Origin of the sequence: Haemophilus sp. HMSC066A11 (assembly GCF_001811665.1) — a bacterium.
In the GTDB taxonomy this organism is placed as follows: Bacteria; Pseudomonadota; Gammaproteobacteria; order Enterobacterales; family Pasteurellaceae; genus Haemophilus; species Haemophilus influenzae.
The window spans coordinates 25,093-39,796 of the sequence record NZ_KV805841.1 but is presented as its reverse complement, the minus strand read 5'-3'; the positions used below and the strand labels follow the sequence as shown (position 1 = coordinate 39,796).

The 14,704-nt window shown below is 37.6% G+C and carries 11 protein-coding genes, 7 tRNA genes and 1 pseudogene; 10 read left to right on the top strand and 9 right to left on the bottom strand.

Going from position 1 to position 14,704, the window contains the following annotated elements:
- Nucleotides 1-35 precede the first annotated feature (35 nt).
- The 5 genes from HMPREF2813_RS00220 to HMPREF2813_RS00200 form a co-directional block, all read right to left on the bottom strand.
- Nucleotides 36-112: transfer RNA gene (locus tag HMPREF2813_RS00220), tRNA-Pro, on the bottom strand.
- 21 nt (nt 113-133) lie between these two features.
- Nucleotides 134-209 (bottom strand) — tRNA-His (locus HMPREF2813_RS00215).
- A 26-nt stretch (nt 210-235) separates the two neighbouring features.
- Nucleotides 236-312: transfer RNA gene (locus HMPREF2813_RS00210), tRNA-Arg, on the bottom strand.
- 148 nt (nt 313-460) lie between these two features.
- Complete coding sequence (gene rlmKL, locus HMPREF2813_RS00205; protein WP_014550588.1) at nt 461-2,596, bottom strand: bifunctional 23S rRNA (guanine(2069)-N(7))-methyltransferase RlmK/23S rRNA (guanine(2445)-N(2))-methyltransferase RlmL; 2,136 nt, start codon at nt 2,594-2,596, stop codon at nt 461-463.
- 130 nt (nt 2,597-2,726) lie between these two features.
- A tRNA-Met gene (locus tag HMPREF2813_RS00200) sits at nt 2,727-2,803 on the bottom strand.
- Between the two features lie 187 nt (nt 2,804-2,990).
- Between HMPREF2813_RS00200 and mltA the strand changes: the two are divergent.
- The 3 genes and pseudogenes from mltA (at nt 2,991) to znuA (ending at nt 6,069) form a co-directional block, all read left to right on the top strand.
- Nucleotides 2,991-4,101: pseudogene (gene mltA / locus HMPREF2813_RS00195) on the top strand (murein transglycosylase A).
- Nucleotides 4,101-4,871 (top strand): tRNA cyclic N6-threonylcarbamoyladenosine(37) synthase TcdA, encoded by a 771-nt coding sequence (tcdA, locus tag HMPREF2813_RS00190; RefSeq protein WP_041174655.1) that lies wholly within the window; start codon nt 4,101-4,103, stop codon nt 4,869-4,871. The pseudogene mltA and the gene tcdA overlap by 1 nt, the downstream one beginning before the upstream one ends.
- 178 nt (nt 4,872-5,049) lie before the next feature.
- The gene (gene znuA / locus HMPREF2813_RS00185) at nt 5,050-6,069 is read left to right on the top strand and encodes a zinc ABC transporter substrate-binding protein ZnuA (RefSeq protein ID WP_014550586.1); all 1,020 of its coding nucleotides are present in this window, start codon (nt 5,050-5,052) and stop codon (nt 6,067-6,069) included.
- Between the two features lie 49 nt (nt 6,070-6,118).
- On the opposite strand, the gene HMPREF2813_RS00180 is transcribed toward znuA, so the two are convergent.
- The 3 genes from HMPREF2813_RS00180 to metC form a co-directional block, all read right to left on the bottom strand.
- Nucleotides 6,119-6,625 carry a DUF2301 domain-containing membrane protein gene (locus HMPREF2813_RS00180; RefSeq protein ID WP_005653606.1) on the bottom strand — a complete coding sequence of 169 codons (507 nt, stop codon included), beginning with the start codon at nt 6,623-6,625 and terminating at the stop codon, nt 6,119-6,121.
- A gap of 112 nt (nt 6,626-6,737) precedes the next feature.
- Entirely contained in the window at nt 6,738-8,099 is a 1,362-nt protein-coding gene (gene mpl / locus HMPREF2813_RS00175) for a UDP-N-acetylmuramate:L-alanyl-gamma-D-glutamyl-meso-diaminopimelate ligase (protein WP_014550585.1), read from the bottom strand.
- Nucleotides 8,100-8,576: 477 nt separating this feature from the next.
- On the bottom strand, nt 8,577-9,767 hold the full coding sequence (metC, locus tag HMPREF2813_RS00170; RefSeq protein ID WP_005660912.1) for a cystathionine beta-lyase: 1,191 nt from the start codon (nt 9,765-9,767) through the stop codon (nt 8,577-8,579).
- Nucleotides 9,768-10,041: 274 nt separating this feature from the next.
- Here metC and pgsA point away from each other — a divergent pair, with 274 nt between their 5' ends.
- From pgsA to HMPREF2813_RS00150, 4 genes are all read left to right on the top strand, one after another.
- On the top strand, nt 10,042-10,599 hold the full coding sequence (pgsA, locus tag HMPREF2813_RS00165; RefSeq protein ID WP_005658075.1) for a CDP-diacylglycerol--glycerol-3-phosphate 3-phosphatidyltransferase: 558 nt from the start codon (nt 10,042-10,044) through the stop codon (nt 10,597-10,599).
- Nucleotides 10,600-10,754: 155 nt separating this feature from the next.
- Nucleotides 10,755-10,830 (top strand) — tRNA-Gly (locus HMPREF2813_RS00160).
- Nucleotides 10,831-10,834: 4 nt separating this feature from the next.
- Nucleotides 10,835-10,921: transfer RNA gene (locus tag HMPREF2813_RS00155), tRNA-Leu, on the top strand.
- A 50-nt stretch (nt 10,922-10,971) separates the two neighbouring features.
- Nucleotides 10,972-11,047 (top strand) — tRNA-Lys (locus HMPREF2813_RS00150).
- Between the two features lie 115 nt (nt 11,048-11,162).
- Here the strand turns inward: HMPREF2813_RS00150 and HMPREF2813_RS00145 are convergent.
- Entirely contained in the window at nt 11,163-11,693 is a 531-nt protein-coding gene (locus HMPREF2813_RS00145; protein WP_005630160.1) for an inorganic diphosphatase, read from the bottom strand.
- Between the two features lie 234 nt (nt 11,694-11,927).
- Between HMPREF2813_RS00145 and HMPREF2813_RS00140 the strand changes: the two genes are divergently transcribed.
- The 3 genes from HMPREF2813_RS00140 to dcd all read left to right on the top strand — a co-directional run bounded on the left by HMPREF2813_RS00140 (nt 11,928) and on the right by dcd (nt 14,702).
- Complete coding sequence (locus HMPREF2813_RS00140) at nt 11,928-13,244, top strand: NCS2 family permease (protein ID WP_005687948.1); 1,317 nt, start codon at nt 11,928-11,930, stop codon at nt 13,242-13,244.
- A gap of 220 nt (nt 13,245-13,464) precedes the next feature.
- Nucleotides 13,465-14,106, top strand: coding sequence for a uridine kinase (gene udk, locus HMPREF2813_RS00135; protein WP_005665411.1), 642 nt, complete (start codon nt 13,465-13,467; stop codon nt 14,104-14,106).
- A gap of 8 nt (nt 14,107-14,114) precedes the next feature.
- Nucleotides 14,115-14,702, top strand: coding sequence for a dCTP deaminase (gene dcd, locus HMPREF2813_RS00130; protein ID WP_005649599.1), 588 nt, complete (start codon nt 14,115-14,117; stop codon nt 14,700-14,702).
- Nucleotides 14,703-14,704 lie beyond the last annotated feature (2 nt).

The following is a 14,704-nucleotide window of genomic DNA, read 5'->3' as shown; positions in this document are numbered from 1 at the left end:
GATTGTCTGATATATTGTTAAAGAGCAAAATAAAGTGGTCGGCGAGATAGGATTTGAACCTACGACCCACTGGTCCCAAACCAGTTGCGCTACCAAGCTGCGCTACTCGCCGTCAGATCTTATAAAGATAAGATGGGGTGGCTAATGGGATTCGAACCCACGACAACTGGAATCACAATCCAGGGCTCTACCAACTGAGCTATAGCCACCATTAAAAGTTGTTATTGCACTGACCTGGCGCGCTCGACAAGATTCGAACTTGCGACCTTTGGCTCCGGAGGCCAACGCTCTATCCAACTGAGCTACGAACGCGTTACTGCGTCGTTGCGGAGGCGTATATTAATGATTTAATAAAACCTTGTCTAGCACTTTTTGAAAAAAAATGTTTGAGCGATAGTTTTTTATTCAGTTTGTTTAAAATGCACTATTTTTTCGACTATTTTTACAACTTAGTAAATCATTATATATGTTGAATCATCCAACAATTATGAATTTGTTTATTACGTTCAAAATCTAGCGGTAAGGTTTTATGCGAAATTTCTATTGCACTTAAACCTAATTCTTCCAACGCAACTAAATTCATTTTGAATCCACGTTTATTATTCGAAAAAACAATTGTGCCATTATTCGACAAAACTCGTTTTAGGTTGCTCATCAATTTCACATGATCTCGTTGAACATCCCAACTCTCTTCCATACGTTTAGAATTTGAAAACGTCGGTGGATCCACAAATATCAAATCAAATTGACGATCACATTTTTCTAACCATTGAAGGCAATCTGCTTGAATTAATTTATGTTGTTTACCTTCAATATCATTCAAAATAAGATTCTGCTCCGCCCAATTAAGATAAGTATTGGACATATCAACTGTAGTTGTCGATTTAGCGCCACCAAGTGCTGCATGAACAGTGGCAGAACCTGTATAAGCAAATAAGTTCAAGAAATCTTTACCCTTTGCCAACTCACCAATCATTTTTCTTGTTAAACGGTGATCTAAGAATAATCCAGTGTCTAAATAATCTGTCAAATTTACCCAAAGTTGCGCGCCATATTCATTCACATAAAAGTATTCGCCTTTATTGGCTAACTTCTCATATTGATTTGTACCTTTTTGTTTCTGACGAACTTTGAGGATCAACTTATTTGTTTCCACACCTGTCACTTGCAAAGTTGCAGTAACGGCATCTAACAAACGCTGACGCGCTTTATTTTCATCAATATTTTTCGGCGCAGCATATTCTTGTACAACTATGTAATCTGCATAACGATCAACAGCTAAATTATATTCTGGCAAATCAGCATCATATAAACGATAAGCGTCTAATTCTTGTTGCTTTGCCCATTTGCTAATTTTCTTAATATTTTTTTGTAATCGATTAGCAAAATCGGGGGCGACCTCCGAAGTGCGGTTAAATTCTAGTTCCTTTTCATCTGTAATTGCGTCAGATTTTCGTTCTGAAACTTGATAATTCTTTTGCACACAATCTAGTGGGCCATTTTTTGCTTTAAACTGTCGGCTGGCACGCATTCTCAAACAATCAAGCAATGTGGATTCGCTACTAAAAACAGAAACATTCCAACCACAAAATTCTTTTTTAAGTCTTTGCCCAAATACAGAATAGAGCGCAATTAAAGCTGGTGTTGTTCCTAAACGTTCGCCATAAGGTGGATTACAGATAACCGTACCAACTTCATTTAAACGAGGATTTTTCAACGCTGCAACATCACCTTGTTGCCATTTAATTAAATGTGAAACACCTGCATTTTTTGCATTTTTCTGCGCCTTTTTTAATACGCGGTGATCGAGGTCAAATCCATAAAAGTGCGGTTGAATTTCACGTTGTTTTTCTTCTGCTAATTCAATCGCTTCATTTTTTACTTTTTCCCAAGCCGATTGATTATGCGCTTTCCAAAAATCAAATCCCCAATGTAAACGATAAAGTTGCGGTGCAATTTTGGCTTCCATTTGTGCCGCTTCAATTAAAAGCGTACCAGAACCACACATTGGATCTACTAACGGAGAACCCACTTGCCAACCTGAACGCATAACAATTGCCGCCGCTAGAGTTTCACGTAAGGGTGCTTGACCTGCATCTTCACGATAGCCTCGCAAATGTAATGTTTCCCCACTTAAATCTAAAGAAATCACTAAATTTTCACGATTCAAATAAGCATGGATACGTACGTCTGGCTGAATTTTATCTACATCAGGGCGAGTTTTACCTTGACGTTCAAAGTAATCGACAATTCCATCTTTAACGCGCATCGCACCAAATTGAGTATGACGAATTTCTTGGTTGGTTCCATTAAAATCGACAAAGAAGGTAACTCGTTCATCAAATTGCGCTAACCAATTAAAGCCTGAAACAGCCGCATAAAGATCCAAATCACTGTAAATTTTGGTTTCAATCAAAGGAAATAAAATGCGTGAAGCAAGGCGTGACCAAAGCAAAGTGCGGTATAAAGTTTCGTCATCAGCTTGATAATGAACGCCACCTTGAACCACTTTTGCCTCTTGCGCACCAAGTTCAGTGAGTTCAACTTTTAATAATTCTTCAAAGCCACGAGAAGTCGTTGCAAATAATTGTTTCATTTAGGTACCGATTTTGAAAATTTTGAGGGATTATAGCATAGAAAAAGATGATCTAATTGAGATCATCATAGCGAGTTAAACTGTAAAAAGAAAAGCCCTGATTTTCTTAAATCAGGGCTTTAGAATTTGTTGGTTGCGGGGGCCGGATTTGAACCGACGGCCTTCGGGTTATGAGCCCGACGAGCTACCAAGCTGCTCCACCCCGCGTCTGATGGGGCGTACTATACTCGCTTAAAATTGAATTGCAAGAATTAAACAAAACTTGATGTATTGTTTGTTAATAAAATGTTCAATATGTGGTTTTATTAATCAACCCCGCTAAATAACACTGGTTGTTTTCAGTAAATTTTGATAGCGTATGCAGCCCTATTGTAGCTTACTTTAGAATTAAAAAATGTCGATGCTTAAACCTTTCTGGTTCAAAACTTTTTCTATCTCAATTATTACCGCACTTTTGGTAGCTTGTACCTCTAACACAAAAAACACTCAGATTCCAACCACCTCAAATGGAAGTGATCCTCAACAATTCGGTGCAAAATATACCAATCGAACTTATCAGCAAACCGCTCTTGTGCCTGTTTCCTATATAGAAAACCAAAGTGCGGTAATAAATCAAGGCGATTTTTTAACACAGCTTTCCAATATAAAAAATTATTCAAGTAAACTTTCCACAAATTTTTACGATAATTATGAAAAGATTACAAATTGGGTTCTTTCTGGGGCAAATATTAATGAACTCACTCAATTTAATATCCAACCGCAAGTTATGCGTGGCTTTGATGGATTTCAAAATGTGCTGATGACAGGCTATTATTCGCCTATACTTTATGCTCGTCATTCCCCACAAGGTCAATTTAAAAATCCAATTTATCGTATGCCTGTAAAAAAACGTCTAAGTCGAGCGCAAATTTATGCGGGAGCATTAGCGGGAAAAGGGATTAGAGTTAGCATATAGCGATTCAATGTTAGAAAACTTTTTACTTGGTGTACAAGGCAGTGGCTATGTAGATTTTGGCGATGGTAATCTTAACTATTTTGCTTACGCAGGACAAAATGGTTACCCTTACACGGCTATCGGGCGTTTATTAGTAGAAGATGGCGAAATTCCAAAAGAAAAAATGTCTATTCAAGCAATTCGAGAATGGAGTAATCGTAATCCCTCTCGTGTACAAAGCTTGTTAGAACGCAATGAAGCTTATGTATTCTTTAAAAATGATCCAAGTGGCAAAGTGAAAGGCTCTTCGGGCGTTCCTCTTGTAGCAATGGCTTCAGTGGCATCAGATCACAATATTATCCCATCTGGTTCTGTGCTTTTAGTCGAAGTACCCGACATTGATAATAACGGAAACTGGATTGGCACACACAAATTACACTTAATGGTTGCACTTGATGTAGGCGGCGCAGTGAAAGGTCATCACTTTGACTTATATCGTGGTATCGGTGCTAGAGCGGGACATATTGCAGGGCTTTCAAAACACTACGGTAGAGTATGGGTATTACGGTAATGGCTAGAATAGATAATTACGAACAACGCTTTGGTGGCATTGGGCGACTTTATACGCCTGATGGCTTAGCACGCTTACGCCAAGCGCATATTTGCGTGATTGGCATTGGCGGTGTCGGCTCTTGGGTTGTTGAAGCCTTAGCACGATCTGGCATTGGCGAACTCACATTAATTGATATGGATGATATTTGCGTCACAAATATCAATCGCCAACTTCCTGCGATGAGCGGCACAATCGGCAAATTAAAAACTGAAGTCATGTCAGAGCGAGTAAAATTAATTAACTCAGAATGTACCGTGAATATTATTGATGATTTTATCTCGCCAGAGAATCAATCGGATTATCTCAACCGAGACTATGACTATGTGATTGATGCCATTGACAATGTGAAAACTAAAGCGTCGCTGATTGCTTATTGTAAACGTAACAAAATTAATGTGATTACTATTGGTGGTGCTGGCGGTCAAACTGATCCAACCCAAATTCAAATTGCCGATCTCAGTAAAACCATTCAAGATCCGCTGCTCGCCAAAGTGCGGTCAGTTTTACGCAAGGATTACAATTTTAGCCAAAATCCAAAACGCAAATTTAGTATCGATGCGATATTTTCAACACAACCTTTAATATTCCCACAAATGACAGAAGACTGTTCTATTTCAGCCACAATGAATTGCGCAAATGGGTTTGGCGCAGCCACAATGATTACGGCAACCTTTGGTTTTTTTGCCGTTTCTCGTGTAATAGATAAATTACTAAAGAAAAAATCTTAATCACCTCTTAAAAATGCACATTGACCATAAATGTGTATTTTTTATTGAATGAAACCTATTGACTTTGAAAATGAAAAATTTTCCCTCTTTTTACTATAAAATCGTTGCAATTTATATAAAAAGGCGTACTCTTTTTTTCCTTTTGAGAATTACTACCAACAAGTAAGGAAACATAAATATGAAAAAACTTTTAAAAATTAGTGCCGCTTCTGCCGCACTTTTAAGTGCGCCAATGATGGCGAATGCCGATGTATTAGCATCAGTAAAACCTTTAGGCTTTATTGTTTCATCTATTGCAGATGGCGTAACTGGTACACAAGTCCTTGTTCCTGCTGGCGCCTCTCCGCATGATTACAATTTGAAATTATCTGATATTCAAAAAGTAAAATCTGCAGATTTAGTTGTATGGATTGGTGAAGACATTGATTCATTCTTAGACAAACCAATTAGCCAAATTGAACGTAAAAAAGTGATTACCATTGCCGATCTTGCGGATGTAAAACCTTTATTAAGTAAAGCTCACCACGAGCATTTCCATGAAGATGGCGATCATGATCATGACCATAAGCACGAACACAAACATGATCATAAACATGACCATGACCATAAACACGACCACGATCATAAACACGAGCATAAACACGATCACGAACATCATGGTCACGATCATCACGAGGGTTTAACAACAAACTGGCACGTTTGGTATTCTCCAGCTATCAGCAAAATTGTTGCACAAAAAGTAGCGGATAAATTAACTGCACAATTCCCAGATAAAAAAGCGTTAATCGCACAAAATCTTTCAGATTTTAACCGCACTTTGGCAGAACAAAGTGAAAAAATTACGGCACAACTTGCAAATGTTAAAGACAAAGGTTTCTACGTTTTCCACGATGCTTATGGTTATTTCAACGATGCTTATGGTTTAAAACAAACGGGTTACTTTACCATCAATCCATTAGTAGCACCGGGTGCAAAAACTTTAGCGCACATTAAAGAAGAAATTGATGAACATAAAGTAAATTGCTTATTCGCAGAGCCTCAATTTACGCCAAAAGTGATTGAGTCTTTAGCGAAAAATACTAAAGTCAATGTAGGACAACTCGACCCAATTGGCGATAAAGTTACTTTAGGTAAAAATTCTTATGCAACATTCTTGCAATCTACTGCAGATAGCTACATGGAATGTTTAGCTAAATAAATCTTTCTAAAAACAATGACCGCACATAAAAGTGCGGTCATTTTCTTTGCTAAATTTGATATTTAGTTTTATCTCCAATATCAAAATGCAAAGGCATTCGCCATTTTTGTATCGCTAAAACTAAAAGTAATACGCCAGAAATAATAGAAAAAATGCGTAGTGCAATAAGATTATTTAACACCCACGAAAACCACAAGCAAGCCACAAATATCGGCTGTAAATTTAGCAAAGGCACGCGGAAACAAAAATATTCTTTAAAACACAAACCACCTAAAGTAAGTAACGCACCGCCAAGAGCCAACGCAGGATAATGATTAATATAAAAAAGTAATCCTATCCAAGTAGCAAATTGAAAAAGCAATCGAAAAGATTTTAAGTAAATGTGTAACGAAGAGGCGCAACAGGTTGCCGCAATTAATATAAATGTGAGCGATAAATCTGGATACCAACTCACTGTAAGAACAGCCAACGCCGCTATCACAAAACCAGTGCGGTAAATAATAACAGTCAGATAATCTAAAAAATCCATCGGTGATTTAATATGTGGATCAGCCATTGTATAAATGTTCCTTTTTATGAATTACAAATTAAAAATAAATATAGCCTAAAAGTCAGAAATAAAAAGTGCAGTCAATTTAAAAACAGGTTCTAAATTAACCGCACTTTTATTATTTCTGTTTAAGCTTATCAAGAATTTTTTGATGAATGCCACCAAAACTGCCGTTAGACATCACCAAAATGTGATCTGTAGGTTGGGCCTCAGCGACAATCATATCAACTAATCGATCTAAATTTGCATTCCAATAAGCAGGTTGTACACATTGGTTTGCAATATCTGCCACTTCCCAAGGAAGTTGTTCAGGTTGGAGCATAAACACGGCATCAGCTCTGCCAAGTGCAGGCGCAATTTCATCTTTATGAACCCCCATTTTCATTGTGTTAGAACGAGGTTCAAGCACTGCAAGAATACGAACACCACCACCCACTTTATCGCGCAATGCAGTTAAAGTCGCCAAAATAGCTTCTGGATGATGCGCAAAATCATCATAAACCGTAATGCTATTAACTTCGCCTTTCACTTCTAAACGACGTTTAGCATTCACAAAAGATCCCAATGCTTTACACGCATCTTCAATAGCAACGCCAGTATGATGAGCCGCAGCGATCGCCATTAAAGCATTATGCATATTATGTTGTCCCACTACATTCCATTTTACTTCTGCCACTTTTTCTCCATGATGGAAAACCGCAAAATGTGAAGCATCATTTGTAATGCGCTCAGCAAACCACTCGTTATCTTTGCCTAAAAATTGCTGTTGAGACCAACATCCCAATGCCAAAGTTTCTTTTGCACTTTGTTCACTCGCCGAACTTAATACCAAGCCACTTGCTGGAATGGTTCGAATCATATGATGAAATTGGCGTTGGATCGCTTTGAGATCATCAAAAATATCTGCATGGTCAAAACTAATGTTATTTACGATAAGTGTACGTGGATTGTAATGGATAAATTTAGAACGTTTATCAAAAAAAGCTGTATCATATTCATCAGCTTCAATAACAAAATAAGGACTTGTGCCTAAACGGGCAGAAATGCCAAAATTACCCGCAATTCCTCCGATTAAAAAACCTGGTTTTAAGCCATTTTGTTCTAAGATCCACGTTAGCATACCTGTTGTCGTTGTTTTTCCATGCGTACCTGAAACCGCCAATACCCAACGATCTCGCAATAAATGATCATGTAACCATTGAGGGCCAGATGTATATTTCAAATTATTTTCCAACACATATTCTACGCAAGGATTACCACGCTTCATCGCATTACCAACAATTACCATATCAGGCGCAGGTTGTAATTGTGCAACATCATAATTTGGAATAATCTCGATACCTTGCTCTTCTAAAAAAGTGCTCATTGGAGGGTAAACATTAGTATCGGAACCCGTTACGTGATAGCCCATTTGTTTAGCAATCATCGCCACACCGCCCATAAATGTGCCACAAATACCTAAGATATGAATATGTTTCATTGTATTTCTCTGTTGATTAAGGAAAACAAAAAATATGATAAAACAACTTCTATGAACTTTCAAAAGAAAAGACTGCCATACCAAACTATATGATCTATAATTAACGCCACTGAACTATTATTTAAGCACTTCAATAGGAATAAACAATTAAATTTAAGCGATAAAGCAATTTCAGAAGCACAATGGCTCACTATTTACAAAGAAAACAATCAGCCGTTCTATGTAGCAAATCTTCCTGCATTACAATTTGGAAAAACAGTTGCACCAAAAGCAAATGAAGTCGTTACCTTATCAACCGATGAAGAAGCCGTGCTTTCTCAAATTCGTCCTTACTTACAACAAGGAAAAAGTATTCAAGTCGATATTATTGGGACTTCAATTCATTTTGCTGACGGTACCCAAATTGGTTTAGTTTCAGAACAAAAATAATCCTATAAAAAATGCCTGTGTAAAACAGGCATTTTTTTATCCGCACTTTTAAGCAATTCGCTCAAAACCAGCTTTCAAATCTGCAATTAGTTCATCCACATTTTCAAAACCAATATGCACACGAATTAATGAACCTGTAAGATTACGTTTAATATTTGGACGAATATGTGCAATTTCTTCTGGTTGATTACAAAGAATTAGAGACTCAAATCCTCCCCATGAATAAGCCATAGCGAACAGTTGAAAATGATCCATAAATTTTGATACTTGCTCTGAAGTTAATCGCTGGGTTAATTCAAAAGAAAATAAACCACTGCTTCCACTAAAATCACGTAAAAAGAATTCATGACCAGGGCAACTTGGTAAAGCTGGATGATACACAGTTCTTACTTCTGGTTGCTCACTCAACCATTTTGCCACTTTAATACTGCTTTCCTGATGTTGTTTTAATCGTACCCCCAATGTACGGATACCACGAGCAGTCGTATAAGCAGAATCTGCATCAACCATTTGCCCCATTAAATAGGAATGTTCTCTAAGTTGATCCCAAGTTCGCGCATTCGCAACGGCAGTACCAATCATAATATCTGAATGACCCACTAAATATTTCGTACCCGCCTGAATAGAAATATCAATATCATGCTCTAACGCTTTAAATAGAACACCTGCCGACCAAGTATTATCAATCATAATCACAATATTAGGGTTCACCTTTCTTGCAGCCTTCACAATAGTCGGAATATCGGGAATTTCCATTGTAATAGAACTCGGTGCTTCTAAGAAAAGTACTTTTGTATTCGGTTGAATAAGCGTTGCAATATCTGCACCAATAAGAGGATCGTAATAAGTTATATCGATCTGCATTTTTTTCAGCACAATATTACAGAAATATTGGGTTGGCTCGTAAGCTGCGCCACTCATTAACACATGGTCGCCAGTTTTAACAAAAGAAAGAATCGAATTAGTTACTGCTGCTGTACCACAAGGATAAAGATAACAACCTGCCCCCCCCTCCATTTCGCACATTAAATCTTGTAAAGCAAAATGTGTTAGCGTCCCTCTTCTGCCATAAAATAATTCGCCTTTTGCTCTATGTTGAGTAGCGTGTTTTTTATCTTCAATACTGTCAAATAGTAATGAAGAAGCTCGCTGTAAAACAGGGTTTACCGATCCTTGTGAAAAACGTTTTTGACGACCAGAATGAATAAACATTGTTGAAAGATCATATTTTGTTTGCATATATTTCCTTATTTAAATTAACTTATAGGGCAAAAATAACTATGGTTTCAATTCCTATCCGCACCTGATTTTACTTCATCTGCGGTATTAGGCAATGGAAAAAATAAAGAGAAAACAACAAATAATTCTGACGTCTACACAGAATCCCTAAAATAGATGCTAACGAGCTTTAATTTTATCAATTATTTATAAAAAGCGACCTTAGGTGGCTTTTTTTATCATCAGAGATAATTTAGAATAAACCATCTTTAGCTAAAGTGCGGTCAATTTTTCTATGAAATTCAATATCCCAATTTTCCTAACGATCTTTCGAGTCATTTTGATTCCTTTTTTCGTGATTGCATTTTATTTACCCATTGAATCATCTCCTTTCATCACAACGCTCATTTTTTTTATTGCAGGTGTCACTGACTGGCTAGATGGCTATCTAGCTCGTAAATGGAAACAGACCACGCGCTTTGGTGCATTTCTTGATCCTGTTGCTGATAAAGTAATGGTAGTGGTTGCACTAGTTTTAATTGTCGAACATCAACATACATTTTGGATAACCATTCCTGCCATTATTATGATTTCTCGTGAAATTATCATCTCCGCATTACGTGAATGGATGGCAGAGCTTGGGGAACGTAGCAAAGTCGCAGTCTCTTGGTGGGGAAAATGGAAAACCACAGCGCAAATGTTAGCACTAGGCGGATTATTATGGCGTTATAACAACTATATGGAAATAGCAGCAATTATCTTACTTTATATCGCCGCTATTTTAACTATATGGTCAATGATCCAATATTTACAAGTAGCAAAAGGAAGCTTGCTAGATAATATTCAATTATAAATTTAAATAAAACACAGTTATTTTTTATGATAACCATCTATATTTGAGTTATTTTTAATCAAATAAAATATTTTTTATTTTTTTCGTTTGACAGCAATATATAAATCCGTAAAATACGCCCCGTTGTCACGCAGCAGTGCTGATTAGTGATAAATGCGGGAATAGCTCAGTTGGTAGAGCACGACCTTGCCAAGGTCGGGGTCGCGAGTTCGAGCCTCGTTTCCCGCTCCAATTTGCCCGAGTGGTGGAATCGGTAGACACAAGGGATTTAAAATCCCTCGCCTTTCGAGGCGTGCCAGTTCAAGTCTGGCTTCGGGCACCATTTAAACACCAATTCAAAGATTTTAAAATTTACTTTAAAATCATCTAATTGGGTCGTTAGCTCAGTCGGTAGAGCAGCGGACTTTTAATCCGTTGGTCGAAGGTTCGAATCCTTCACGACCCACCACTTTAAAAATAAAGTAAGCACCGAAAGGTGTTTTTTTATTATCTAAATCTCTGAAACTCATATAAAAAATCCCCGACTCAAAGAATCAGGGACTTTTACAATCAAACGTCTTTAATTAACGCTCATTCCAACGTTTAATAGACTCACGAATCACTTCTTTCGCTTCTTCTACATCGCCCCAATGAGTTACTTTCGTTGAACCAGGTTTTTTAAGTGCTTTATAGTTATTGAAATGGAACTCAATTTGTTTAATTAAGTTTGCCGGTAAATCTGCTAATGAATTGTACGCATTGCCTGTATCACGATCATCTGCAGGAACACAAACGATTTTATCATCCACTTCACCATCATCAACAAATTTCATGACACCAATTACTTTAGCCTCAAGGAATACACCTGTTGCTAATGGTTGGCGAGTGATTAATAACACATCTAACTCATCGCCATCTTCATCTAAAGTTTGTGGAATGAAACCATAGTTAGTTGGTTTTGCAAAAATTGCCGGCTCAACACGATCTAATTGGAATGCCGCAACTTTACGGTTCCATTCGATTTTATGACAACTACCTTCGGGAATTTCATTTACTACATTGATAATGCCAGCATCTACATCGCCTGGCGTTAAAATTTGATTAAAATCAGCCATTTTGTTTCCTTCATTTTATCAAGTTAAAAAACGCAACAAGTATAGCAGTTTTTCTGCTGACTCGCAGTCTCATTTGTAGAGAAAATCAGCAAATAGATTATTTCATAACTATTCAGAATTTTGACCGCACTTTATCCTAAATAAAACTCACGCAAACGTTTACTTATCGTTTTTATGATGTAAAATAGCGCACCTTACTTACTTCCAATTTTTTACTTAACTTCAAGGAACACTATGCCAACTTTAGAAAAAACATTTGAGCTCAAACAACGTGGTTCAACTGTTCGTCAAGAAATTATCGCAGGTTTAACCACTTTCTTAGCAATGGTTTATTCTGTCATCGTGGTACCCAATATGCTGGGTGTTGCAGGTTTTCCTGCAGAATCTGTCTTTATTGCCACCTGTTTAGTTGCAGGATTAGGCTCTATCTTAATCGGCTTATGGGCAAATGCACCAATGGCAATTGGTTGTGCAATTTCTCTTACTGCTTTTACAGCATTTAGCTTAGTGATTGGTCAAAAGGTCGCCATTCCCGTTGCGCTAGGCGCAGTATTCTTAATGGGGGTTGTGTTTACCTTAATTTCTACCACAGGTATCCGTGCATGGATCTTGCGTAATTTACCATCCAATATCGCTCATGGAGCAGGCATTGGTATCGGACTCTTTTTACTTTTAATTGCCGCAAACGGTGTTGGTTTAGTCGTCAGCAACCAAGCGGGCTTGCCAGTAAAATTAGGAGATTTCACCTCATTCCCAGTCATGATGTCCTTAATTGGCTTAGCGTTAATTATTGGCCTTGAAAAAATGAAAATTAAAGGCGGCATTTTATGGGTAATTATCGCTATTACTATCGTAGGTTTAATTTTTGATCCAAATGTAAAATTTGGCGGAGAGATTTTCAAAATGCCAACCTTTGGTGAAAATTCTCTCTTCTTACAATTAGACTTTATGGGCGCACTACAACCCGCAATCTTGCCTGTGGTATTTGCTTTGGTGATGACTGCCGTATTTGATGCAACGGGTACAATTCGCGCAGTTGCAGGTCAAGCCGACTTGCTTGATAAGGATGGTCAAATTATCAATGGCGGTAAAGCCTTAACTTCAGATTCAATCAGTAGCTTATTCTCAGGCTTATTCGGTACAGCACCAGCTGCCGTTTATATTGAGTCAGCAGCAGGGACAGCAGCAGGCGGTAAAACAGGTATTACTGCTATCGTTGTTGGTGTGTTATTCCTATTAATGCTTTTCTTCCAACCATTAGCTTTCTTAGTACCAGGCTACGCAACTGCTCCGGCATTAATGTATGTTGGTTTATTAATGTTAAGCAATGTAAGCAAATTAGATTTCGATGATTTCGTTGGTGCGATGAGCGGATTAATCTGCGCAGTGTTTATCGTACTTACCGCTAACATCGTAACAGGCATTATGTTAGGTTTTGCGGCATTAGTAATTGGAAGAATAGTGAGTGGCGATATTAAACGCTTAAATGTAGGTACTGTGATTATTGCAATCGTACTTGTTGCATTCTATGCAGGCGGTTGGGCGATTTAGTAACAGAAATAAGAAAAGGGAAAAGCCTTCTCCTTAATTTTAATCACAAAAGTGCGGTGAAATTTTACCGCACTTTTTTATACTTGGATTACTCTTTCTTCAATAAGAAAATACCGTGATGAAGTTCACAGTTTTTAAAATTCAAGTGAAAAAATAAACGTGAAATTCACCGCACTTTTCTTTATAATTGCACGAATTTTCCTTACATCGAAACACGATTATGTCAAATCCCTCTTGTATCATTATCGCCATCACAGGTGCATCTGCATCAGGCAAAAGTTCTATCTCTTCCACTGTTCACAAAGAGCTCTGTAATGAATTAGGCTGCCAAGAAATTGGTATTATTACTGAAGACAGTTACTATAAAGATCAAAGCCATTTAGAAATGACTGAGCGCGTAAAAACGAATTACGATCATCCAAGCTCTATGGATCGCGATTTACTTATCCAACATTTAAAAAATCTAAAAAATGGCAGTGCAGTAGATGTGCCTGTTTATAGCTATGTAGAACATACTCGCACCAACGAAACAACGCATTTCACACCAAAACGAATCGTAATTTTAGAAGGGATTTTATTGCTCACAGACGAAAGAGTACGCCAATTAGCCGATATTTCTGTATTCGTAGACACACCACTTGATATTTGTTTCATCCGCCGTTTACAACGTGATATGGAAGAACGTGGTCGCTCTCTACAATCAGTGATTGATCAATATCGTGCAACCGTGCGTCCAATGTTCTTACAATTTATTGAGCCATCTAAACAATATGCGGATATTGTCATTCCTCGTGGTGGTAAAAACCGTATTGCAATCAATATGTTAAAAGCTCAAATCCTTCATTTATTGAATCAAAAATAGGAAATCTTATGCGTCTTTGCGATACTGATATTGAACGCTATCTCGATGATGGCATTATTTCTTTAACACCACGTCCAAATAATGACAAAATCAATGGTGCGACAATTGATGTTCGCTTAGGTAATTCTTTCCGTGTATTTCGTGAACACTCTGCACCTTTCATTGATTTAAGTGGCCCGAAAGAAGAAGTATCCGCCCAGCTTGAATCAGTAATGAGCGATGAAATTCTTATTCCAGAGGGGGAAGCATTTTTCTTACATCCTGGTACTTTAGCCTTAGCAACCACGCTTGAATCCGTGAAATTGCCAGCCAATATTATCGGTTGGTTAGATGGCCGTTCTTCTTTAGCCCGTTTAGGCTTAATGGTACATGTCACCGCACACCGTATTGATCCAGGTTGGGAAGGAAAAATCGTGCTGGAATTTTATAATTCAGGGAAATTACCATTAGCATTACGCCCAAATATGGTAATTGGTGCGTTAAGTTTTGAAGTATTAAGTGGCGAAGCAAAACGACCATACAGCAGCCGCAAAGATGCAAAATATAAAAATCAACAAAGTGCAGTAGCCAGTCGTATTGACGAAGACAAGGAATAATC

What these genes read in the sequence shown, in the direction of transcription:
- rlmKL (WP_014550588.1), bottom strand. Translation starts at nt 2,596, where the DNA reads ATGAAACAATTATTTGCAACGACTTCTCGTGGCTTTGAAGAATTATTA.
- tcdA (WP_041174655.1), top strand. Translation starts at nt 4,101, where the DNA reads ATGGCTAGAATAGATAATTACGAACAACGCTTTGGTGGCATTGGGCGA.
- znuA (WP_014550586.1), top strand. Translation starts at nt 5,050, where the DNA reads ATGAAAAAACTTTTAAAAATTAGTGCCGCTTCTGCCGCACTTTTAAGT.
- HMPREF2813_RS00180 (WP_005653606.1), bottom strand. Translation starts at nt 6,625, where the DNA reads ATGGCTGATCCACATATTAAATCACCGATGGATTTTTTAGATTATCTG.
- mpl (WP_014550585.1), bottom strand. Translation starts at nt 8,099, where the DNA reads ATGAAACATATTCATATCTTAGGTATTTGTGGCACATTTATGGGCGGT.
- metC (WP_005660912.1), bottom strand. Translation starts at nt 9,767, where the DNA reads ATGCAAACAAAATATGATCTTTCAACAATGTTTATTCATTCTGGTCGT.
- pgsA (WP_005658075.1), top strand. Translation starts at nt 10,042, where the DNA reads ATGAAATTCAATATCCCAATTTTCCTAACGATCTTTCGAGTCATTTTG.
- HMPREF2813_RS00145 (WP_005630160.1), bottom strand. Translation starts at nt 11,693, where the DNA reads ATGGCTGATTTTAATCAAATTTTAACGCCAGGCGATGTAGATGCTGGC.
- HMPREF2813_RS00140 (WP_005687948.1), top strand. Translation starts at nt 11,928, where the DNA reads ATGCCAACTTTAGAAAAAACATTTGAGCTCAAACAACGTGGTTCAACT.
- udk (WP_005665411.1), top strand. Translation starts at nt 13,465, where the DNA reads ATGTCAAATCCCTCTTGTATCATTATCGCCATCACAGGTGCATCTGCA.
- dcd (WP_005649599.1), top strand. Translation starts at nt 14,115, where the DNA reads ATGCGTCTTTGCGATACTGATATTGAACGCTATCTCGATGATGGCATT.